Raw genomic sequence first — 21,399 nt, 5'->3', positions numbered from 1 at the left:
GAACGGTTTGCCGACGAGCCGGATCGCACGGTCACCGTCGAAACTATGTCGACCAACGACCGACTGGCCGATCCACTGATTTCGCCGATCGCCTCGATCCTGCGTGCCCCGTTACTGGAACTTTATGCGCTCCTGTGGCGCGCGGGCGTCGTGGAGATTGTGGAGAAGGATCCGGCTGCTCGGGGTCATCGGGGTCATCGGGCTCGTCGGGCGTCGGAGCGGCAACCAGCTGCCGCGGCGGCGGGCTCTGCGGCAGCACCCGATCGACGACACGGCTGAGGCCGGCCACCGCGACGGTCGCAACCGCCGCGGCTGCCAGGCTCTCGGCCCATCCGATCGGGTCGAGTGGTGTGCAGCCGATCAGCTGACTGACCCCCGGAGTGCTGATCAAGACGCCCACCAAGCCGAGCGAGCCCAGCGCGGTGAGCACCACCATCGGGGCCTGCGACTCCAGCAGCGTCTGGCCCAATTCGGCCCCGATCAGTGCGACCAGCGCCGCGGTAGACGCGCGTCCCGGAATCGGCGGTCCGGTCAGGCCCGCGACCGCCCACGCCGCGGTGGCGGCCGCCGCCGTCGTGACGCCGCGGATGGCGACGGCGTTCCACAGCGCGGCCTGATCGGCGCCGCGCAGGCTGGGGTCCACGGTGCCGCGCGGTTTGCTGACCGCGAGGGCCGCGGCCGGCAGCGCGTCGGTGATCGTGTTGACCAGCAATAGCTGCCGGGTGTTCAGCGGCGAAGTACCGGTGATCGCGCTGCCGATGACGGCGAAGGCCACCTCACCGGCGTTACCGCCGAGCAGCACCGATACGGCCGCCTGCACCCGCCGCCAGAGCTGGCGCCCTTCTTCGATGGCCTCCAGGAGCGCGTCGATGCGGCCGTCGACCAGCACCACGTCGGCCACCAGGTGGGCCGGGTCGCTGCCGTGCGCGACCACACCGATACCGACCGTGGCGGCCCTGATTGCCGCGGCGTCGTTGGCGCCGTCACCGACCATCGCTGTCCGCACCCCGGCGCTCTCCAGCGTCTGGACGACCTGGACCTTGTTTTCCGGCGTCATGCGGGCGAAGATCACCCGCTCGGTGACAACGCGCTCCTGGTCCTTGCGTGACAGCGATTCCCACTCGGCACCGGTGATGACCTGCTCGGCCGTCACCGGCAGGCCCAGCTCCTCGGCAATCGCCTTCGCGGTGATCGGGTGGTCGCCGGTGATCAGCTTGATGCCCACCCCTTGGTCGCGCAGACTCGCGATCAGGCCGGCCGATTCCGGGCGCGGGGTGTCGGACAACCCGAGGAATCCGGCCAGGGTCAACCCGTCTTTGCAGTATTCGGCGATGTCATCGGGGTTGTCCTTGATCGCCTGAGCCTGTTTCGACGTCAGCCGGCGCTGCGCCACCGCGATGACCCGCAAGCCGGCGGCGGCCATTTCGGCGACGGTGCCGTTCAGCAACGCGAGTTCACCACAGGCGGCCAGCACCACTTCGGGTGCGCCTTTGACGGTCAGGTCGGTTCCGGTCGCCGAGGCCGAGAACGACCTGCCGGAACGGAACGGCAGGTGCGCGGTGGGACCCGAGCCGTTACCGCTGGCGGGCGCGGCCCCCCCGAAAACCCTAGCCTCGGCGGCCTCGACGATGGCGACGTCGGTCGCGTGCACCTGCGGGCCGCCGTGGGTTACCGGCGCGGCGTGCGCCGCGCAGTGCAATACCCGCTCGTCCAAGTAACCCGCCGCGGGGTGGACCTGGGACACCCGCAGCCGGTTCTCGCTGAGCGTTCCGGTCTTGTCGAAGCAGACCACCTCGATGCGGCCCAGCGCCTCCACCGAACGCGGAACACGAACCAGTGCGCCGAATTTCGTCAAACGCCGGGCCGACGCCGCTTGCGCCAGCGTCGCCACCAGCGGCATCCCTTCGGGGACCGCGGCGACCGCGATGGCGATGGCGCTGGAGACCGCGTCACGCAGCGGGGTGCGGCGCAACAGCCCGAGGGCGCCGACCAGCGCACCGCCGCTGATGCTGACCGGAAGTGCCTGATTGGTGAGCTGGCCGAGCTGATGTTGCAGGCCGATGTCGGAAGACAGCTCGCCGGATATCAGATCGGCGGCGCGCCGCTGCTGGGTGTCGGCGCCGACCGCGGTCACCAGTGCGACGGCGGTACCGGCCACCACCGTCGTCCCGGCGAACAGCATGCAGCGGCGCTCGGCGAGCGGGGCGCCGGGCGTGGCCTCGACCTGCTTCTCCACCGACAGCGACTCGCCGGTCAGCGTCGACTCGTCCACCTCGACGTCGACTTCCTCGGTGATCCGGGCGTCGGCGGGAACCACCTCGTGGGTGCGCACCTCGATGACATCGCCGGGCCGCAGTTGTGCGGCGTCGACCTCGATATATGTCCGCTCGCCGTCGGCGCCGGTGACTACCTTGCGGGCGGGCGGAATCTGCAGCGCAAGTAAATGGTGCAACCGCTTCTCGGCGCGAAGCCGTTGAGCGGCGGCCAGTATCGAGTTTCCGGTCAGCACCGAACCGACCAGCACCGCGTCGACGGGTGAGCCGAGTATCGCGCTGGCCGCCGAGCCGAGCGCCATCACCGGGGTCAGCGGGTCGGACAATTCGGCTCGGACAGCCTTGACGAGTTGCCACACCGCCTGCACGGGTGATTCGGACGGTGGTGCCGCCCGACGGTAAGGCACCACCCGGCCGTCGGGCGCGGGCAACGTCTTACGGGCCTGCTCGACCGACATCGCGTGCCATTCGTGTACTTCCACAGGGCGGGGTGTGTCGGCGTTGAGGATTCCGCGGGCGAGCAGATACCCCGAGAACAGGCCTGCCGCCGCGCCGACGTTCACGGTTTCGGACCCGAGCGCGCCCCGGACACCCGGGATCAAAAACAGCGACCCCAACGCCGTTGCGCCTGCCGCTATCGCGGCGCCCCGCTCGGTTGCGGTCTTGGCCGCGGGCAGGGCGTGCAGCACCCGCCAGGCGGCCGTCAGATCCGGCAAGAGCAGGTCGGCATTCACCAGGCACGCGTTGGCGCCGTCTCGGGGCAGCACGCCCAGCGCCAGGTGCGCCGACGAAATCGCTTGCGCGGCAGACGATGACAGCACGGCTACGGTTCGGCCCGCCTCCGCCAGATCGGCCACCGCGGCGGCCAGCGCGTCGTCGATGGACTTGGTTGTCCCGCTCTTCACCGGCTTTTTCAGAGGCCGGACTTCGTCGAACGCGGGTCGCAATTCGCCCAGTGAGTCGTCGTCGACCGTGATCAGTTGCGCCCCGGTGCGGTGTGCCTCGGCGACGACGGCCGAGGCCAGCGGATCGTGCGCGGGCAGAAAGAGCGCCTCGACTTTGGAATTCGGCTCGCTGCCCGATATCCCGCGCACTGCCCGCCAGCCGGGGCGCAGGCTGTTCTTCTCCAGCATGAGCTGGGCGCGATTCCACGCCGCGGACAGTTCGCTGTCGTCGGCGCCGCGGATGCGCGCCACCCGCAACGTCTCGGTACACAGGATCCGGGGGTCGATGACGATGGCGTCGACCTTGTTCAGCCGGCGCAGACTCTCCGGCCGCAACGGCAACACCGAGTGCTGCTCGGCCAGGCCGCGTCCGAGGGTGGTGGCGAACGCCTCGGGGGTGGTGCGGTTGGCCTTGGGGGTGGTCACCTGCACCGCCGCGGCGGCCATGTTCACGTCGCGGGTGCCGGCCCCCAGCGCCCCGGCGCTGATCGCCTGCAGGAGTGCGAAACGCCGGACACTGCTCTCCATGCCCCTGGAGGGCTGTGGCCGCGGCGACCGGTACGCGGGCGGTTGGTCGGCGTGTTGCGCCAGCGCCGGCTCATGCTGCTCCCAAGCCCGGGCCTCGGCGCGGACCTCGGCGGCTTTCAACGACTGGATCGTCAGGCCCAGCGACAACGACGTCGGCGACTGGGAGAGAGTCTGGCTGGTCGCCTGGACCAGCGTCATCACGGTGTCGGTCGCGGGCCCGCCGATGCGCTGGTCGAGCTGACGGCGTAGCCAGGGCTGGTAGTCGAAAAACGTGATGCCGGCGGCGACCGCGACCGGCAAACGCGGCCAGAACAGCGCGCGGCCGGTGAGGGCGATGCCCAGGCCGGCCGCGTTGTAGGCCACCGTCAGCGCTCTGGTCGCCAGCACCACGCCGTCGCCCGGCAGACTGCGCGACGGCGACGGTAATTCTGTCCCTGTCCGGAGGTGTTTTTCGGCTTTCTCGACCGCGCGGCACAGCTCGCGCAGCGAGGCGCCCTGCTTGTCGAGGCTCACGACCACGCGCGACAGCGGGTAGTTCAGGCTGGCCGACGTGACGCCCGGCTGGGCCCGGATCACATCCAGCACCACCCGCCCGAGTTCACCGTCGTCGATAAGCCCGCGGACCTCGATCCACGCGCGGCTTTCGCCCCGCCAGCAGTGCCGGCTGAGCGTTTCGGGGGAGAGTTCGCCGGACAGCACCTTGCCGCCTTCGCGCAGTGGGATGGCGGCGATCCCGACGCTGGTCTTGACTACCGAGCCGGCGGTGTTCCCCAGGGTTCCCGCGACGGCGGTGGTCGCCTGGACGCCCGCCGTGAGGGCGCGCAACGGCAAACGCTGTATGGATTTGGCAATGCTCAAGGGGTTACTCAGTGATATTCCGGGGATCGGCTAGTTGGTACTGCGCAACTCAGCCGAGCCCGCGCGGCGGCCCGCGGCCTTCTTGGCCGCCGCCTTACGCGCTGGTGTGGCCTTTGCCGGAGCGGCTTCTTCGGGTTCCGGCTTGGTGGGTACCGTCGTCAGCTTCGCCTTCGCCGGCGGGGCTGGCGCCTCGGGCTTCTTTGCCATCCTGCTCAACACCAGGGCACCGCCGCCGACGGCCAGCACAATCGGCCAGTCGATCAAGCCGGTGACACCAAGCGCACCCATCGCCACCGCGGCGGCGGCCGTCGACTTGCTGCCCTTGCCGATTCCCTGCTGTATGCCCTCAGCAGCTCCTTTGACGCCTCCGACAACTCCGTTGACCGCGGCGCCGCCGACAGCGCCGGCGGTCGCCGTAGTCGCCGTCGCGGCACGACTCACTGTTCGACCCACGCCACGAACCGCTCCGCCGACGACACCCATGATGACTCCCTGGCCGTTAATGTCTCTTGCTGCAAATCTTGTTGGCTACGCCTGCATCTAATGGTTGATCGCACAGGTAACAGGATCTACGAAATTGTTAACTGCAGCTTTCATCCAAGAGCCCGCTGCGTTAAGCCTGCCACGTTGTAAACATGTAGACAACGCGCAGGCGTCTGGAATTCATGTCACTCGGACCAGCCTACGCCGGGATTGAGCCTCCGTCGGTGTGCACGTCGACCAGCACCGGGGCATGGTCACTGGGCGCCTTGCCTTTGCGTTCCTCGCGGACGATCTGCGCGTCGGCCACCCGTCCGGCCAACGCCGGCGAGGCGAGGATGAAGTCGATTCGCATGCCCTGCCGCTTCGGGAACCGCAGCTGGGTGTAATCCCAATAGGTGTAGACGCCGGGCCCCGGCGTGAAAGGCCTTACCACATCGGTGAATTGGGCGTCGACGATGGCATTGAACGCGTTGCGCTCCGGCTCGGAGACATGCGTTGAGCCGGCGTAGAATTCGGTGCTCCAGACGTCTTCGTCGGTCGGGGCGATATTCCAGTCACCGACCAGCGCGATCGGAGCACCGGGATCGTCGCGCAGCCAACCTTCGGCCGTATCACGCAGCGCAGCAAGCCAATTCAGCTTGTAGATGTAGTGCGGGTCGTCCAGGGTGCGGCCGTTGGGCACGTAGAGACTCCACACCCGCACGCCGCCGCAGGTGGCGCCGAGCGCGCGGGCTTCCGCGCTGGCAGCCACGTCGGGCTTGCTGCTCCAGGTGGGCTGGCCGTCGAAGCCGATCTGTACGTCGTCGAGGCCGACCCGGGAGGCGATCGCCACGCCGTTCCACTGATTGAAGCCGACGTGGGCGACCTCATATCCGAGTTCGAACAACGGCAGGGTGGGGAATTGGCTGTCGGCACACTTGGTCTCCTGCATGGCCAGCACGTCGACCTCGGCGCGGGCCAGCCAATCGACGACGCGATCCAGGCGGGTGCGAATCGAATTCACATTCCAGGTGGCGATCCGCAGCCGCCTACCGTCGCCGCCGTCAACCGGGCCGTCGGGCATGGCTAGACGGTATCCCAGGCACCTGACTGGGCCACGAGATAGCGGCGGCGATGGTGCAGCCGGAAGCCCAGCGACTCGGCGAATCCAGTCGCGCCCGCCACAGCCACGTAGGCGCGGGTCGCGCCCTGGCTCGCGCCCCAGGCCAGCAGCTCTTCGCACACCCGGCCGTCGTCCACCTGCAGCGCGGATAGGCCGACCCATCGGGTGCCGTCCGGTGCCTCGGTCACCGCGGCGCGCGCCATGGCTGCGCCCGGTTGGCCGCCGAACGTCACGCTGGCGTGGCTTTCGTCGTCGAGTTGCACTCTGGCGTGACGCTCGAGGGAGGCTGCGCGCACGTCGCGCACGTCGCGCACCAGCATCCGGTCCTCGTGTTCGGGGGTGAAGCCCGCGGGCGGTTGCAGCAGCCGATCGGGGATGGCCAGTCGCGGTGTCAGGCCGCTTCGGGCGTACCAGGCGACGATCCCGGGTATCGCGGCGGCGTCAGCGGAAATATCCAGTGGCACAGCAGAATTGGCTGTGAGATCGGCTCCGGGGTCGGCGCGCAGCAGCCAGCCGTGCAGCCAGGTGTGCTCCACGGCGGGCCAAGCGGCGGCCGCGGCGTGTTCGAGCGCCCGGATCTCGGCGGTGCGCACCGGCGCGTCGGTCAGGACGCGCAGCGCCACCACGTCGGCGGGCGCGAACTCGACGACGGCCCCCGACTTCGTGCGCACCCGCACCACCGGGTCGACGACCAGTAGGTGACCTACCGCATCGGTCAGCGGCGGGACCGATCCCGCGGGCCGCCGGTAGCGAACCGTCACCCGCGTTCCGAGGTCCGGCCACGAGATCATCAGTGACCGAACGGGTCGGGCCCTTCACCCGGCGTCCACGACAGTCCGGGAACGCCCCAGCCGTGTGACTTGACGGCCCTTTTCGCGGCGCGGGCGTGCCGGCCGATGAGGCGGTCCAGGTACAGGAAGCCGTCCAGGTGCCCGGTTTCGTGCTGCAGCATGCGGGCGAACAGGCCGGTGCCTTCGAGCGTGATCGGACCTCCGTCGGCGTCCAGGCCGGTGACGCGTGCCCACTTGGCGCGACCGGTGGGGAACGACTCGCCGGGAACCGACAGGCAACCCTCGTCGTCGTCGCCCGGGTCGGGCATGGTCTCGGGTATTTCGGAGGTTTCCAGGACCGGGTTGACGATTACGCCGCGGCGGCGGGCAGTCATTCCGCGATCGTCGGCGCAGTCGTAGACGAACAACCGCAGCCCGTACCCGATCTGGTTGGCGGCCAGGCCGACCCCATGGGCGGCGTCCATCGTGTCGTACAGGGTCGAGATCAAGTCGACCACCTCTGGCGGTAGTGACCCGTCTGGCGCGACCTGAACCGGCGTTGTCGGATTGCGCAGGACGGGATCTCCCACGATGCGGATGGGAAGGACTGCCATGGTCGGCTAGCTTAGAGCTTGTCGGCTTGGGCGAGATGTGACCAATGCAACTAAGTCTGGCGACTCGCGGTCTGCATTCCTGCGCAACACTTGCCAGCGTGGTTCAATATTCGCCGAAACGTGCCCGTATCTGAGTCAAGTCATCGAGCAAGAAGTTCGCCGGAAGGGTCCAGGGGAAGCGATATGGACAGCGCCATGGCGCGGGCAAATCGATCGGGGGACGACTCTGAAATCGCTGATGGGCTGACCCGCCGCGAACACGACATCCTGGCTTTTGAACGCCAGTGGTGGAAATTCGCCGGTATCAAAGAAGAGGCCATCAAAGAGTTGTTCTCGATGTCGGCGACGCGCTACTACCAGGTGCTCAATGCGCTGGTAGACCGGCCCGAAGCGCTCGCCGCCGACCCGATGTTGGTAAAGCGGCTGCGCCGGCTGCGCGCCAGCCGGCAAAAGGCGCGCGCAGCGCGACGCCTCGGCTTTGAGCTGACCTGACACTCGCCCGTCTCAGCGGGCGTTTTTACAGGTTCTGGCCCAGTCCTGGCTACAGTGAACTCGATGAACTCGCGCGTGCCCGATTCCTCAGGGCTTCCCCTACGGGCCATGGTGATGGTGCTGTTGTTCCTCGGCGTCATCTTCCTGCTGCTCGGGCTGCGGGCGCTGGGGTCTTCGGGGAACGCCGACGATTACTCCTCGGCACCGGCGTCTTCGACCAGCACCAGCGCGGCCGCGGCGCCGGCGGCTAGTTCGACCAGCGCTAAGCCCCCCGCGGCCCAGGCCGAGGTACGCGTTCTCAACATCTCGGAGAAGGTGGGCGCCGCCGCGAAACTCGTGACGCAGCTGAAGGCGGCCGGATTCAAAGTGGCCGACGCCGCTAACCTCGAGCCGCCCCCGTCGGAGGTCAAAGCCACCACGGTCTACTACGGCGATGGTGAGGGTGAGAAGGCCACCGCTGAGGCGGTGGGCAAGAACCTGGGCGCACCGGTGGAGCGGCGTATCTCCGCACTCGCCGACCAGCCCCCCGGCGTCATCGTGTTGGTCACCGGCTGACGGTTTTGCCGGCCTCAAATTGATTGCCCGGCTACCGCGCGGAACGTTTCGGCCCGCATCCCTGCCAGGCTAGGCTTCTCGCTATGCCTCTCCTCGCCGGTCACCGCAATGTCGCCGCCGCCGTGTCCGCAGTGTCCGCGGCCAGTTGTGTCGCGCTGCTCAGCGCGTGCTCGTCGCCGCAACATGCGTCGACGATAAAGGGTACGGAGCCGCCCGTCTGGACTGGAGCGGCGGCGGCCTCGTCCGGCCACCCGGGTCCCGCGAGCCCTGAGCCTTCGCCGGCCAGCCAGAGCATCACCACGCACCTGAAAGGGCGCGACGGCGCCGAGATCGCGACGGCGCTGTTCGAGTTCAACAACAGCTACGCCACCATCACGATCATCACCAGCGGCAATCAGCTGACCCCCGGGTTCCACGGGGTGCACATCCACAAGACGGGCAAGTGCGAGGGTGACTTCACGTCCGCCGGCGGCCACTTCCAGGGGCCGGGGCACTCCGGACACGGCAGCAGCGGTGACCTGACTTCGCTGCAAGTGCGCAAAGACGGCTCGGGGACATTGGTGACCACCACTGACGCCTTCACCATGGCGGACCTGACCACCGGCGAGAAGACCGCCATCATCATTCATGCCGGTGCCGACAACTTCGGCAACATCCCGCCAAAGCGCTACAGCCAGATCAATGGCGGGGCAACGGGTCCCGACGACACCACGATGTCCACCGGTGACGCCGGCGATCGGGTGGCGTGCGGTGTCATCGGTGCCGGCTAGCGCGCCGGGCAACAGGGGCAGAACCCACATCGACTTCGCCAGCTCACCGCGACCGACGGTGGGTGTGGAATGGGAATTCGCGCTGGTCGACGCGCAGACTCGTGATCTGAGCAACGAAGCCACCGTGGTCATCGCCGAGATCGGCGAAAACCCGCGCGTGCACAAGGAATTGCTGCGCAACACCGTCGAAGTGGTGAGTGGCATCTGTGACTGTGCCGCCGAAGCGATGGAGGATCTGCGCGACACCCTGGGCCCGGCCCGGCGGATCGTGCGGGATCGCGGCATGGAACTGTTCTGCGCCGGCACCCACCCGTTCGCGCAGTGGTCCAGCCAGAAACTGACCGACGCGCCGCGCTACGCCGAGTTGATCAAGCGCACCCAGTGGTGGGGCCGCCAGATGCTGATCTGGGGTGTGCACGTGCACGTCGGGATCTCGTCTGCGGCCAAAGTCATGCCGATCATGACGTCGCTGCTCAACTACTACCCGCATCTGCTGGCGCTGTCGGCGTCCTCGCCGTGGTGGGGCGGCGAAGACACCGGCTACGCGAGCAATCGGGCGATGATGTTCCAGCAGTTGCCCACCGCGGGCCTGCCGTTCCACTTTCAGACCTGGGCCGAGTTCGAAGGTTTCGTCTACGACCAGAAGAAGACCGGCATCATCGACCATATGGATGAAATCCGTTGGGACATCAGGCCGTCTCCGCATCTAGGCACCCTTGAGGTGCGCATCTGCGACGGCGTGTCCAACCTGCGCGAGCTGGGTGCGCTGGTGGCGTTGACGCATTGCCTGATCGTCGATCTGGACCGTCGGCTCGACGCCGGCGAGACTCTGCCGACGATGCCGCCCTGGCATGTGCAGGAGAACAAGTGGCGTGCCGCCCGCTACGGTCTGGACGCGGTGATCATCTTGGACGCCGACAGCAACGAGCGGCTGGTGACCGACGATCTGGCTGACGTGCTGAACCGGCTGGAGCCGATCGCCAAGTCGCTGGACTGCGCCGACGAGCTGGCGGCCGTCGCCGACATCCACCGTGACGGCGCGTCCTACCAGCGGCAGCGGCGGGTGGCCGAGGAGCATGACGGCGACCTGCGCGCTGTCGTTGACGCGCTGGTCGCCGAGCTGGAGATCTAGCCATGACGGAATCTGTTGTGCGCGCGATGTTTCCGCTTGAAATGGCACTACTGCCCAACCAGGATCTGCCGTTGCGTATCTTCGAGCCGCGCTACGGCGCGTTGGTACGACACTGCATTGGGACCGGCGAGCCGTTCGGTGTGGTGCTGATCTCGGCCGGCCGGGAGGTCGGCGGCGGTGACTCGCGTTGTGACGTCGGCGTATTGACCGATATCGCAGCCTGTGTCGAACGGGGTGTGGGCCGGTACTCGCTGCAGTGCCGGACCGGCGAGCGGATTCGTGTGTGCGAGTGGCTGCCCGACGATCCCTACCCGCGTGCGGTCGTGGAACTGTGGCCGGACGAGCCCGGCGAGCCCGTGCTGGCAGCCCAGATTGCCGAACTCGAGGACCGGGTGATGGCGTTGTTCGAGCGAATCGCGACCGCCCGCGGTGCGCAGCTGCCGGGCCGCGACGTGGTGCTGGACTACGGCGATATCGACCGGGACGACGCGGGGCAGCGGCTGTTTGCGCTGGCGTCTCGTATCCCGATCGGCGTGGCGGACCGTTACGCGGTGCTTTCGGCGGCCTCGGCCGTCGGTCGGTTGGCCGCGCTCAGCGAGGCCGTCGAGTCGGTGGCCGCGATCGTCGAGTTCCAGCTGTCCGAATAGTTGGGCTCGGCGAGTGACTGACCCCCAGCGTCAGCAGCTCGGCCAGAGCCACACCCAGGTTGTGCAGGTTGGTGGGCAGCGAATAGGTGCGGTCCGCAGTCCAATTCACGATTCCACCGGACAGCGCGCCAACGATGATGTCCGCCAACGTTTCTGCGTCGCGGTGCGCCCCGACCTCGCCGCGCGCCACACCCTCCTTGACGAGTTCGACGAACGTGTCGTGCAGATTGGAACCGCGCTGGGTGCCCTGGATGCCGAAGCCGCTGGTAGCCAGCATTTCCCTGATCATCTCGCGATAGGTGTCACCGGATTTCACCAGCGCGGCGGCGATGTCGTCGAACACGCCGATAAGACGCGCCGGTATCGGCTCAGCGGAACGGTCGAAGACCACGTCGTGCAGGTTGACCAGCCGACGTTCCGCCAACGCTCGAACCATGTCCTGACGGGTGGCGAAGTGGTTGAAGAACGTCCGATTGGCGACATCGGCCTGCTCGCAGATCTCCTCGATGGTGGTCGCCGCAACACCTTTGCGCAGAAACAGCTCAAAAGCGGCCCCGAGAATCCTCTCGCGTACTTCCTGCTTACGCCGTTCCAGTCTGTTCACGGGCTATCTCGCACAAAGCTTCTCGGACAGGGCCCACAGCTCCTCAGCGTGCTGCTTGTCACCAGCATAGGGCGCCGGCTCGCCGATCCGGCAATCCTCGAGATAAAGCCCACCCCGGTCGGCCAGTTCGGGGCTTACTGCCGCCCACACCTGGGTGGCCACACCGAATTCGGGCGTGGTGACGTCGAGATGACCGGCGGCGAGTTCGCGGAGGTGCGAGAAGTCCGAACGGGACATGTGCCGCGCCAGCGACGTCGCCACCGTGCCCGGGTGGACGGCGTAACAACGGATTCCGGACTCACCCAGCCGACGGTCGGCTTCGACGGCGTGCAGGATATTGGCCGTCTTGGACGCGCCGTACGCGACGAACTTGTCGTACTCACGCTGCTCCCAGTTGGGATCCGCCAGATCGACGTCGCCCATGCGGTGGCCTCCCGACGAGAGGATGACGATCCGGGCGCCCTGCGCCGCGGCGAGCTGCGGCACGAGCAGCCGGGTGAGTTCGAAGTGGCCGAAATGATTTGTGCCGATCTGTAATTCGAAGCCGTCCCGGGTGCGGCCGAACGGGGTGAACATGACGCCGGCGTTGTTCATCAACACGTGGATCACCGGTGTGATCTCGCGGATCGCTGTGGCGGCCGCGCGCACACTGGCCAGCGCGGTCAAGTCGAGCGGCACCGTGGAGGTCCGGGCGCTCGGCACTTCGTCATGTATCCACTGGGCCGCCTGGGTCAGGGCGTCGTGGTTGCGTGCGGCCAGAATCACGTGTGCGCCCGCGGCGGCCAGTGCCCGCCCCGACTCGCGGCCCAGTCCGGACGAGGCACCGGTGATCACACATACCTTGTCCGACAGGTCGATTCCGTCGACGGCGTCCAGGGCGCTGCGAGTGGTGGTCATGCCGGTGTGAGTTGCCATAGCGGAGTGACCCGGGCCGGGTCGCACTCCTCGTCGACGATCCACTTGCACATCCGCCGGATCGGTTCGATCGCGTCCTGCGGCATGGCAACCGCGACGCTGCACGCATAGCCCAGGCTGGTCAGCCGCTGAGCTCCGAACAGCGGCAACGTATCTCGCAGCTGCCGCTTGAGCGATTCGGGGTAGATGCCGATGGTCTGGGTGTACGCGTTGACTGCGGCGGTGACCTTGTCGATGCTGTCCACCGGAACGATATTGGCGACCCGTCCGCAGAGCATCGGCGAGTAGTCTACCGCCTCGTCGAATTGGGAGACGACGATCGCACCCTCGCGCCGCTCGCCACCGATGACGCGGTAGAAATCCTCTGCCATGCGGGATGATTCGAGATGGTCGAACAGCTCGCGGCTGGGGTAGAGTGGCGGGGTGCTGACGACAGCGGGAAGCGACACCAACTCCTGGTAGATCAACTCGCCGAGCCGGTTGGCGTTGGCCAGCCCGGGCGCGTCGGTTCCGCTGACTACGTAGATGACCCGTGCGTTGGCGCACCCTTCCTGGTTGGCCACGCCGATGTCAATTGCGGTGCGGCGGGCCACTTCCCGCATCGTGGGCTCGTCGTCGAACGCTTCGTGCCCGATGATGGTGGCGCTGCGCTTGGGGTCCAGCGCAATGAGCTCCAAACCGGGCTGGATGTAGCGGGTTACGTGCTTGACCGACGCCAGCCCGCCCCACGCCACGATCTTTTCGATGTGGTGGGGTTGGTAGAGGTGTTCTTCGACGGCCAGATCGCCGCCCTTCCAATACCCGACCACCAGGTGTTTGGTGATCGGGTGGCCGGGTGCGACGTCGGCCAGCGTGCGGGCGATCGCGATTGCGGTAAGCGGATCGTTGGACGGCGCCTTGACGATCACGTCGGAGCGGGTGATCACCGAGCGCAGGATGGTCACCGCCGAAACCAGCCCGCCGTTGCCCGCCGGGATGTGCAGCACGCGGGACCCGAAGGCCCGCACCCGCAGCTCGCGACCGTCGCGCAACGCGTGCGGGACCCACCCGTTGAGGTAGTCCAAACCGACCTGACTGTCCGCGATTTCGGTCACGTTGTCGCGGGAGAACAACGGCCGCAGCAAGCGGTAGCTGTTCTGCATCATCTCCGCCGGCAGCACATTGGCCAGCAGTGCGGCTTCGTACGCGTCCTGCAGGTGGGTGTTCGAGTCGAAGTCCAGCGCGTCACCGAGCGCCTCGAGCACATCGAGGATCTCGCCGAAGCTCAACTCGTAGAGGTCGGTCATCTCCGCCGGGCTCGCGAGCGGGACCTGCGCGACGTATTTGGTCATGTCCGGCGCCTGGAACTGCGAAGCCCCCTTGCGGTTGTCGAACGGCACCAGGTCGTCGGTGATGAGCCGCCCGCGTAGGAACAGCGGGACGGTGTACGCGATCACAGGTCCACGCCCGCCATGAAGTTGACCGCCTCGTTGTGCACCTCTTGCGTTGCAGCGCAGGTGATCCGGTCGTCTTCGACACCCTGCTTCTCGCTGTAGCGCATGATGTCCTTCTCGAACGCGAGGCTGGCCTGCCCGCACGGGCACTGGAGGTCCCAGTCGATGGTGACCTCGTCGCCGGAGATGACGCCGCCCCAGTGAGCTCTGAGCAGGATGTCGTAGACGGCCGCGCGGCCGGTTTGCACGCCGGTGCGCGGCAGCGGTTCGCTGGTGTCGGGGTCGAGCACGAAGGGGACTACCCAGGGTGCGACGTGGTAGCGACCCTCGCTGCAACCCCAGTGGAAGGTGCTGGACTCGGAGAATCCGTAGCCCACCTGGATCCGTTCGACACCGAGGAATTCCCTGATGACGTCCATGAAATCGTCAGGCAGCGCAACGCCTTTCATGCCGCCGCCGGTGAGGATCGCCGAGTTGGGCGCGAAGACGTTGCGGACCCCACGCTGCAGACCGGCCTTGGCGATGTCGTACATCAAGTGATAGGTGCCGAGCATGAATACCCGCTTGCCGCGCAGCTGATCGGTGATGCGGGTGAAGAACGCCTCCATGTCTTCGGCCTGGCGGGCCTGCATGGCGATGAACTCGTCCTTGCGGGCGGCCAGCGCCGGGTCGATCTGCAGGCGGTCCAGTTCGCCGCGGGACGCCGCCGCCCGCATCTTGGAGGCCAGGAACATCAGATCGGTGTCGATCGCACCGGGATAGAGTGCGTGGAAACGGGTTTCGTCGCCGCCGGTGAAGCCGCGCTTGATCATGTTGGCGATGCGCAGATGACCCAGCTTGCCGTTGGCGAAGTTGGGCCAGACCACGTCGACGGACGGGTGCAGCTGGGTGTCGGTGGGTTCTTCGCCAAAGGTCTGGAATAGGCAGATCTTCCACAACGTCATGCCGTCCTCGGCGCCGCGTTTGTCCTTGGGCAGGATCGAGATGGTGCCGGTGGTGCCGCTGGACGTGATGACCTCCAGCGGCGTCTGTGCGTCGAGCCGGTCGATCCAGTCGTCGATGCGGGTGCAGCCGGCGGTGTCGACGCCTGACAGGTCGTAGCTGGTGAGCTTGTCCAGCCACTTCGTCATCAGGTCGAAGCGTTTGTTGTCCACCAGCACCGCCGGATACGACTTGAACGTGGTATGCGAAAACATCAGTGGCACAACATCATTGAACTCACTGATTCCGGTCACGCCGAGCCGGTCGGCGAGTTTGCGCAGCATCTCGATGCTGTCGTAGTGCTGCCGGAATCGGATGCCCATGGCCCGCCGCTGCAGGTCCTCGAGCTCGTCGCGCCCGATGCTGTGCATCTGCGTGTAGGACTGGCCGAAGAAATTGATCGGGTCGTCCATGAATTCGGTCACCGACCGAGCCGCGAGTGTCATGCTGTTGACGTTAGCGCACGGTTGCAGTCAAGCGCAATATTGCAGTTAACTGCAAGTTGCCGAGCAGACGCAAAAGCACCCGCCGGGGCTGCAGGTGCTTTTACATCTGCTCGGCCAGGGACTTCAGCGTCAGCAACTGCTTGCGCATCATCACCAGGTCGCCCAGGGCGAGCACGCGGGCGACCGGTCGAGGCCCCGCGAACAGCACCCGTGCGTGCAGGCGGGTGCCGGCGCCCTCGGGGCGCACCGCGTACGTGACCGCAACGCCGTTGGACCGCAACGTGATCTGCTCGTCGTCGACGAACGACTGCAGCACGAACAGCGTCATGAAACGCTGTCCGACTTCGAGGTGCACCAGCTCGGGGTCGCGTTGCCGGGGACTGCGACGGCCGAGGTTGTCGAGGATGTCGTAGCTGTAGGGCGCCACCCGCAGCTGGCAGAGCCAGGCGAACACGATCGGCGGGGGAGCGTCGATGCTGATCGCGCGGTCCGCCTGAAGGCCCCGCGGGCACAGCGCGTCGCAGGGGAGCGCCTCGACTCGTTCGGCCGGCCGCGCGCCCCAGGTCAGGCCCGGGGTCAAGAAACGGCCACTCGTCGGGCGCTGCGCTCCATCAGCCGCGGTGCCAGGGCCCGGTGCAGCGGGCCGACCATGGCCCAGACTGTTCGGGCGGCGGTTTTGTGAGAGTAATGCAACCGCGTGGTGAGCACGGCACGCCGACCGTCCTGGCGTTGCAACGTCAGCTGGCCGCGCATGAGCGGCCCACCCGTCGCCAGCACGATCTCATCGGGGTCCGAATGCGTTATCGGCCAGCCGATTACGTGCTCGGGCGACGAATACGGGCCCAGCCGAAATCTCAGCACGTGGCGATGGATCCACACCACGAGGCTGCCCACCGCGCCCGGCTGATCACCCAGGGCGTCGCGGAACGCCTGTTCGGCAGTGCGCAAGTCGCCGTGCAGGATTGGGACTTCGAAGACGTCGGTGTAGTCAGCGCGCTCGGCGAGAACCGCCGAAGCAATACGTTTGAGCGTCCATCGCACCGCGACGCGGTGCCCGCCGGTCCCGATGACGAGCGCGCGATAGATCTTGCCGTGCAACCCGCGGAAGGCGGCCCAGGTCAGCGCCCGCAGTCGGGTGTGGTCAGCGTGGGCGTCCAGTTCGAACACCCAGCGGTAGACCGCGAACGGGTGCCGGCCTTTCAGCGCGAACCGCTGCGGCGCCGTCGCCTCGTCGAGCACGAAGCCGAACGGCACGGTCGACGGGTCGGAAGCGTCCCGGCACAAAACGCGCAGCAGCGCCGACCAGACTTCCGCGACAGGAGCGTCGATTGAGATAGCATGCTCATCGATATAGGGCAATCGTTCCATATAGAAGGACTGTACTAGATCATGGCCCCTCCGCGGAAGCACGAGACCGATGTGATCCTGGACGCGACCCGTGCCCTGGTGCTCGCGCACGGACCGCGCGCGGCCAGTGTCGCGGCGATCGCCAAGGCCAGTGGCGCACCGGCCGGCACGCTGTATCACCGGTTCGGCAATCGCGACGGCGTGGTGACCGCGGCGTGGCTGCGCGCACTCGAACGGTTCCAGTCACGCGCACTGGCCGCCACCGCGGACACGCCGCTGGACACCGCGGCCGCCATGGCCGTCGCGGCGATCGGCTTCGCCCGCGAGTTCCCGGACGACGCGCGGCTGCTGTTGACCATCCGGCCCGACGACCTGCGCGACGGCCAACCCGACGCGGCGTTCCGGGAGACCCTGGCCGCGATGAACGCTCCGCTGATCGAGCGGGTGCGCGAATTGACCCAAAACCTTTACGGCAGTAGCGATCAGCGGGCGCTCGACGCGGTCAGCAGAGCCGTGGCCGACCTGCCCTATGCCGTGGTGCGGCGACACGCCCGCGACGACCCGATGCCCGACTGGCTGGAAGCCGATGTGGCCGCGGCGACCCGGGCGGTGCTACAGAGCTTTCGTTGTTAAAGAGCGCGAGCGAAGGCGCGTAGCGAATCCACCTGAGCCCGATCCAAAGACGGGCGCACGGTCTTGCGGGCGGCTTCGAGGTCGGCGGCGGTCACGTCGGCGGCGTCGATGGAGCGCCGCATCGCCGTCAACGCCGCCTCGCGCAGCAGTGCCACGCAGTCGGCGGCGCTGTAACCGTCGAGTTCGGCGGCCACCTCGTCGAGGTCGACGTCGTCGCTCAGCGGGATCGATTTGCCTGCGGTGCGCAGGATTTCGCGTCGGGCATCGGCGTCGGGCGGCTCGACGAACACCAAGCGCTCCAGTCGGCCCGGGCGCAGCAGTGCCGGGTCGATCAGGTCGGGGCGGTTGGTCGCGCCCAGCACGACGACGTCGCGCAGCGGGTCGATGCCGTCGAGTTCGGTGAGCAGCGCGGCCACCACACGATCGGTCACACCCGAGTCGAAGCTCTGGCCGCGCCGCGGCGCCAGTGCGTCCACCTCGTCGAGGAACACCAGCGACGGCGCCGAATCGCGGGCCCGCCGGAACAATTCGCGGACCGCCTTCTCCGAGGAACCCACCCACTTGTCCATCAGCTCGGAGCCTTTGACCGCGTGCACGCTGAGTTGCCCGGTGCTGGCCAGCGCCCGGACCAGGAAGGTCTTGCCGCACCCGGGCGGGCCGTACAGCAACACCCCGCGCGGCGGGTCGACGCCCAGTCGGGCGAAGGTGTCCGGGTGCTGCAACGGCCACAGCACCGCTTCGGTCAGGGACTGCTTGGCCTCGGCCATATCGCCCACGTCGTCGAGGGTGACGCTGCCGACGCTCACCTCCTCGCTGGCCGAGCGGGACAGCGGCCGGATGACGGTCAGCGCGCCGATCAGGTCGTCCTGGTTCAGCGCCGGTGGCTGGCCGTCGGTGCTGGCTCGGGACGCGGCCCGAAGCGCCGCCTCGCGCAACAGTGCGGCCAGGTCAGCGACGACGAAACCCGGTGTGCGACTGGCAATCTCGTCGAGGTCGAGCTCGCCGGTGGGAACCCGCTTGAGCAGCGCCTCCAGCAGCGCCTTGCGGGTGGCGGCGTCGGGCAGCGGCAGACTCAGCTCCCGGTCGCACAGTTCGGGCGAGCGCAGCCGGGGATCGAGCTGGTCGGGTCGCGCCGAAGTGGCGATCAAGGCGACACCGTCCGAAGCGACCGCCGTGCGCAGCTCGGCCAGAATCAGCGCGGCCACCGGCTCGGCAGTGGCCGGCAGCAGGGCGTCGATGTCGTTGATCAACAGCACCCCGCCGCCGTCGCGGACCGCCGTCACCGCCGCGGCGACGGCCTTGAGCCGGTTGTCGGCGGCCAGCGCGCCGACCTCCGGGCCGTCCAGCGCCACCAGCCGACGCCCCGCGCACACCGCGCGTACCAGCGTCACCTTGCCCACCCCGGCCGGTCCCGACACCAGCACACCCAGGTTGGTGCCGGCGCCCAGCGTCTTGAGCAGGTGTGGCTCGTCGAGGGCCAGCTTGAGCCACTCGGTGAGCTTGGCGGCCTGCGGCTGGGCGCCTTTGAGCTCCTCGACCTGGATCTCCGGAAGGCCGATGATGACCTTTTCGCGCGCGTCCGTCCCGGCGCTGTACGGAACCCCGTCACCCCAGCTGACCAGTGAGTTGGGCTGCACGCTGACCGGTCCGTCGGGGTCGACGCCGGTGACGGTCAGCAGCTCGGATGTCCAGCTGATCCCGACCGACGTGGCCAGCGCACGGCTGGCGGCGGACGTCGAGGTGCCCGGGCCCAGGTCGCGGGGCAGCAGCGATACGGCGTCACCGACGGTCATCACCTTGCCGAGTAGGGCCTGGCGCAGGGTGACCGGTGAGATCGACCGGGTGGCCAGGGTGGATCCGCTCAGCGTCACCGACCGCGCGCCGTAGACGATGACCGGGCTGATGATCACCGCGGTGCCCTCGCGCAGCCCGGCGTTGGACAGCGTCACGTCGTCGAGCAGCACGGTGCCGACCGGGATGTCCTCGGCAGTCATTCCCGCCACCGCCGCGGTGGTCCGCGACCCGGTCAGCGCCACCGCGTCCCATTCCCGAATGCCAAGGGCGACAATGGCGCTGGGGTGCAACCGGATGACGCCGCGGCGTGAGTCGACGGCTGAGGTGTTCAGCCGGGCGGTGAGCGTCAACTGACGGTCGGCGTCCCCGAACGCGGGGGAAGTCACGGCAATCGCCCGCCTGGCTTGCGCAGCCCCAGCCGCGCCATCGACCGCCCGCTCGGCTTGCGCAGCCCCAGCCGTGCCATCGACCGGCGATGCGGCTGTGCCCGGCGGTCTGCCCGCCGCACGGCGCGCCGTTCCTTCGGCTTGTCGTCCCACACCTCCGGGTGTTTGGCCAGCCAGCGCCTGCTGCGCATCGCGAACGGGATATGGCACACGTAGGCGATGATGATCACCCAGATCGTGATGAACGGGGCCCAGACCGCTCCCGCCGCGACGACCACCGGCACCGCCAACAGCAGGGCTGCCCAGTTCGTCGGAATCGCCAGGGTGTGAAACTTCTTCATCGGCAGCGCGCTGACCATCAGCAGCGACGTGCCCGCGATCCAGAAGGCCAGGAACCAGACCGAGCTCCACCAGCCCTCGCCGAACTGCAGTTTCAGGCCGATCAGGCCGATCATCGAGACCGCGCCCGCCGGCGCCGGCATCCCGACGAAGTACTCCTTCGCGTAGGGCGGCAGGGTCCCGTCGTCCGCCTGGGCGTTGTACCTGGCCAGCCGCAGCACGACGCACACCATGTACAGCAGCACCGCCATCCAACCGGCCGGCCACTTCGACAACAGCGTCACGTAGACCACCAGCGCGGGCGTCACGCCGAAGTTCACCGCGTCGGCCAGCGAGTCGATCTCGGCACCCATCCGCGACTGCGCGTCCAGGATGCGGGCCACCCGGCCGTCCAGGGCGTCGAGGATGGCGGCCACGGCGATCAGTGCCATCGCGGGGATCGGCTTGTGGTCGAGGGCGAGCTTCACCGAGGACAGGCCCGCACACATGGACAGCACCGTGATCGCGCTGGGCAACAGATGCAGGTCGACGGTCCGCCTGACCCGGGGCTTGTCGATCATGGCAGCTCGGCCAGCACGGTTTCGCCGCCCACCGCGCGCTGCCCGACCTCGACCAGCAGCTCGGAGCCCACCGGCAGGTAGGTGTCCAGCCGGGAGCCGAACCGGATCAGGCCGTAGGTGTCGCCGATCGACAGCTTGTCCCCGACGTGCGCGTCACACACGATGCGGCGCGCCACCAGACCGGCGATCTGCACGGCTACCACGTCGGCGCCGTGGGCCGTGCGGATCCGCACGCTGGTGCGCTCGTTGTCGGTGCTCGCCTCGGGTAGGTCGGCCGACCCGAAGCGGCCCGGCCGGTGTTGCACCGCGACCACCTCGCCGCTCACCGGGGCCCGCTGCACGTGGGCGTCCAAGATCGACAGGAAGATGCTGACCCGCGGTAGCGGCGCGTCGCCCATGCTCAGCTCGGAAGGTGGGGCAGCGGTGTCGATTACGCAGATCAGGCCGTCGGCCGGCGCGACGACGGCGCCCGGACGAGTGGGTGGCACCCGCGGCGGGTGACGGAAGAATGCCGCGCAGGCGCCGGCGGCAAGCAGGCCCCCGCGGCGCAGCCACCGAAGGCGGCGGCCGGCCAGGGCCACGGCCAGGCCCGCCGAGATGAACGGCAGCCCGGCCGGATGCACCGGCGGAACGGTGGAGCGCACCAACTCGAGCAGGTGCAGGGGGCCCGAAGGACCAGGGCCAGGGGGGCGTCGTGCCACGCGGTCATCTTACGAGGCAAGGTGAACGGACATGCCCCAGCCGACGGGGCCGCACTGAAAACGACACACCTGAGGGGGGCTCAGGGATTTCC

At 68.0% G+C, this 21,399-nt stretch carries 20 protein-coding genes and 1 pseudogene; 7 read left to right on the top strand and 14 right to left on the bottom strand.

Annotated features, from left to right (window positions below; translation table 11 throughout):
• Positions 1–45: 45 nt before the first annotated feature.
• Positions 46–279: an Rv1535 domain-containing protein gene (locus tag VML93_RS05930; protein WP_325608675.1), complete on the top strand. Its 234-nt coding sequence runs from the start codon at positions 46–48 to the stop codon at positions 277–279.
• A 64-nt stretch (positions 280–343) separates the two neighbouring features.
• On the opposite strand, the pseudogene VML93_RS05925 reads toward VML93_RS05930, so the two are convergent.
• From VML93_RS05925 to VML93_RS05905, 5 genes and pseudogenes are all read right to left on the bottom strand, one after another.
• A pseudogene (locus VML93_RS05925) lies at positions 344–2,575 on the bottom strand (cation-translocating P-type ATPase); the annotation flags it as partial.
• Positions 2,576–4,633: 2,058 nt separating this feature from the next.
• Complete coding sequence (locus VML93_RS05920; RefSeq protein ID WP_325608623.1) at positions 4,634–5,086, bottom strand: hypothetical protein; 453 nt, start codon at positions 5,084–5,086, stop codon at positions 4,634–4,636.
• Between the two features lie 199 nt (positions 5,087–5,285).
• Positions 5,286–6,110, bottom strand: coding sequence for an exodeoxyribonuclease III (locus tag VML93_RS05915; protein ID WP_325608673.1), 825 nt, complete (start codon positions 6,108–6,110; stop codon positions 5,286–5,288).
• A gap of 41 nt (positions 6,111–6,151) precedes the next feature.
• Positions 6,152–6,979 carry a GNAT family N-acetyltransferase, cg3035/Rv0428c family gene (locus VML93_RS05910; RefSeq protein ID WP_325608621.1) on the bottom strand — a complete coding sequence of 276 codons (828 nt, stop codon included), beginning with the start codon at positions 6,977–6,979 and terminating at the stop codon, positions 6,152–6,154.
• Positions 6,979–7,572 carry a peptide deformylase gene (locus VML93_RS05905; protein WP_325608619.1) on the bottom strand — a complete coding sequence of 198 codons (594 nt, stop codon included), beginning with the start codon at positions 7,570–7,572 and terminating at the stop codon, positions 6,979–6,981. The genes VML93_RS05910 and VML93_RS05905 overlap by 1 nt, the downstream gene beginning before the upstream one ends.
• A gap of 183 nt (positions 7,573–7,755) precedes the next feature.
• On the opposite strand from VML93_RS05905, the gene VML93_RS05900 reads away from it, so the two are divergent.
• From VML93_RS05900 to VML93_RS05880, 5 genes are all read left to right on the top strand, one after another.
• Entirely contained in the window at positions 7,756–8,064 is a 309-nt protein-coding gene (locus tag VML93_RS05900; protein WP_325608617.1) for a DUF3263 domain-containing protein, read from the top strand.
• 63 nt (positions 8,065–8,127) lie between these two features.
• Entirely contained in the window at positions 8,128–8,619 is a 492-nt protein-coding gene (locus VML93_RS05895; RefSeq protein ID WP_325608615.1) for a LytR C-terminal domain-containing protein, read from the top strand.
• Between the two features lie 83 nt (positions 8,620–8,702).
• Entirely contained in the window at positions 8,703–9,389 is a 687-nt protein-coding gene (gene sodC / locus VML93_RS05890; protein ID WP_325608613.1) for a superoxide dismutase[Cu-Zn], read from the top strand.
• Positions 9,370–10,521: a glutamate--cysteine ligase gene (locus tag VML93_RS05885; protein WP_414686289.1), complete on the top strand. Its 1,152-nt coding sequence runs from the start codon at positions 9,370–9,372 to the stop codon at positions 10,519–10,521. Before sodC ends, VML93_RS05885 begins: the two co-directional genes overlap by 20 nt.
• A 2-nt stretch (positions 10,522–10,523) precedes the next feature.
• On the top strand, positions 10,524–11,168 hold the full coding sequence (locus VML93_RS05880) for an LON peptidase substrate-binding domain-containing protein (RefSeq protein ID WP_325608611.1): 645 nt from the start codon (positions 10,524–10,526) through the stop codon (positions 11,166–11,168).
• Here VML93_RS05880 and VML93_RS05875 read toward each other — a convergent pair.
• The 6 genes from VML93_RS05875 to VML93_RS05850 form a co-directional block, all read right to left on the bottom strand.
• Positions 11,113–11,772: a TetR/AcrR family transcriptional regulator gene (locus tag VML93_RS05875; protein ID WP_325608609.1), complete on the bottom strand. Its 660-nt coding sequence runs from the start codon at positions 11,770–11,772 to the stop codon at positions 11,113–11,115. The genes VML93_RS05880 and VML93_RS05875 overlap by 56 nt on opposite strands.
• A gap of 3 nt (positions 11,773–11,775) precedes the next feature.
• Positions 11,776–12,669 carry an SDR family NAD(P)-dependent oxidoreductase gene (locus VML93_RS05870; RefSeq protein WP_325608607.1) on the bottom strand — a complete coding sequence of 298 codons (894 nt, stop codon included), beginning with the start codon at positions 12,667–12,669 and terminating at the stop codon, positions 11,776–11,778.
• Positions 12,666–14,123, bottom strand: coding sequence for an acyl-CoA reductase (locus VML93_RS05865; protein WP_325608605.1), 1,458 nt, complete (start codon positions 14,121–14,123; stop codon positions 12,666–12,668). The genes VML93_RS05870 and VML93_RS05865 overlap by 4 nt, the downstream gene beginning before the upstream one ends.
• A complete protein-coding gene (locus VML93_RS05860) occupies positions 14,120–15,547 on the bottom strand; it encodes a hypothetical protein (protein ID WP_325608603.1) in 1,428 nt (475 codons plus the stop codon). The genes VML93_RS05865 and VML93_RS05860 overlap by 4 nt, the downstream gene beginning before the upstream one ends.
• A 100-nt stretch (positions 15,548–15,647) precedes the next feature.
• On the bottom strand, positions 15,648–16,127 hold the full coding sequence (locus VML93_RS05855) for a hypothetical protein (protein WP_325608601.1): 480 nt from the start codon (positions 16,125–16,127) through the stop codon (positions 15,648–15,650).
• Positions 16,124–16,915, bottom strand: a complete 792-nt coding sequence (locus tag VML93_RS05850) for a DUF2867 domain-containing protein (RefSeq protein ID WP_325608599.1) — start codon at positions 16,913–16,915, stop codon at positions 16,124–16,126. Before VML93_RS05850 ends, VML93_RS05855 begins: the two co-directional genes overlap by 4 nt.
• A 21-nt stretch (positions 16,916–16,936) precedes the next feature.
• Here VML93_RS05850 and VML93_RS05845 point away from each other — a divergent pair, with 21 nt between their 5' ends.
• On the top strand, positions 16,937–17,527 hold the full coding sequence (locus VML93_RS05845) for a TetR/AcrR family transcriptional regulator (RefSeq protein WP_325608597.1): 591 nt from the start codon (positions 16,937–16,939) through the stop codon (positions 17,525–17,527).
• Here VML93_RS05845 and VML93_RS05840 read toward each other — a convergent pair.
• From VML93_RS05840 to VML93_RS05830, 3 genes are read right to left on the bottom strand one after another with little or no spacing between them, the layout of a single operon-like run.
• Positions 17,524–19,707, bottom strand: coding sequence for an AAA family ATPase (locus VML93_RS05840; protein ID WP_325608595.1), 2,184 nt, complete (start codon positions 19,705–19,707; stop codon positions 17,524–17,526). The genes VML93_RS05845 and VML93_RS05840 overlap by 4 nt on opposite strands.
• Positions 19,704–20,606 (bottom strand): CDP-diacylglycerol--serine O-phosphatidyltransferase, encoded by a 903-nt coding sequence (gene pssA, locus VML93_RS05835; protein WP_325608593.1) that lies wholly within the window; start codon positions 20,604–20,606, stop codon positions 19,704–19,706. The genes VML93_RS05840 and pssA overlap by 4 nt, the downstream gene beginning before the upstream one ends.
• Entirely contained in the window at positions 20,603–21,307 is a 705-nt protein-coding gene (locus VML93_RS05830; protein WP_325608591.1) for a phosphatidylserine decarboxylase, read from the bottom strand. The genes pssA and VML93_RS05830 overlap by 4 nt, the downstream gene beginning before the upstream one ends.
• Between the last annotated feature and the right edge of the window lie 92 nt (positions 21,308–21,399).

Source organism: Mycobacterium sp. (genome assembly GCF_035499775.1).
In the GTDB taxonomy this organism is placed as follows: domain Bacteria; phylum Actinomycetota; class Actinomycetes; order Mycobacteriales; family Mycobacteriaceae; genus Mycobacterium.
This window is presented reverse-complemented; position numbering and strand designations above follow the sequence as displayed.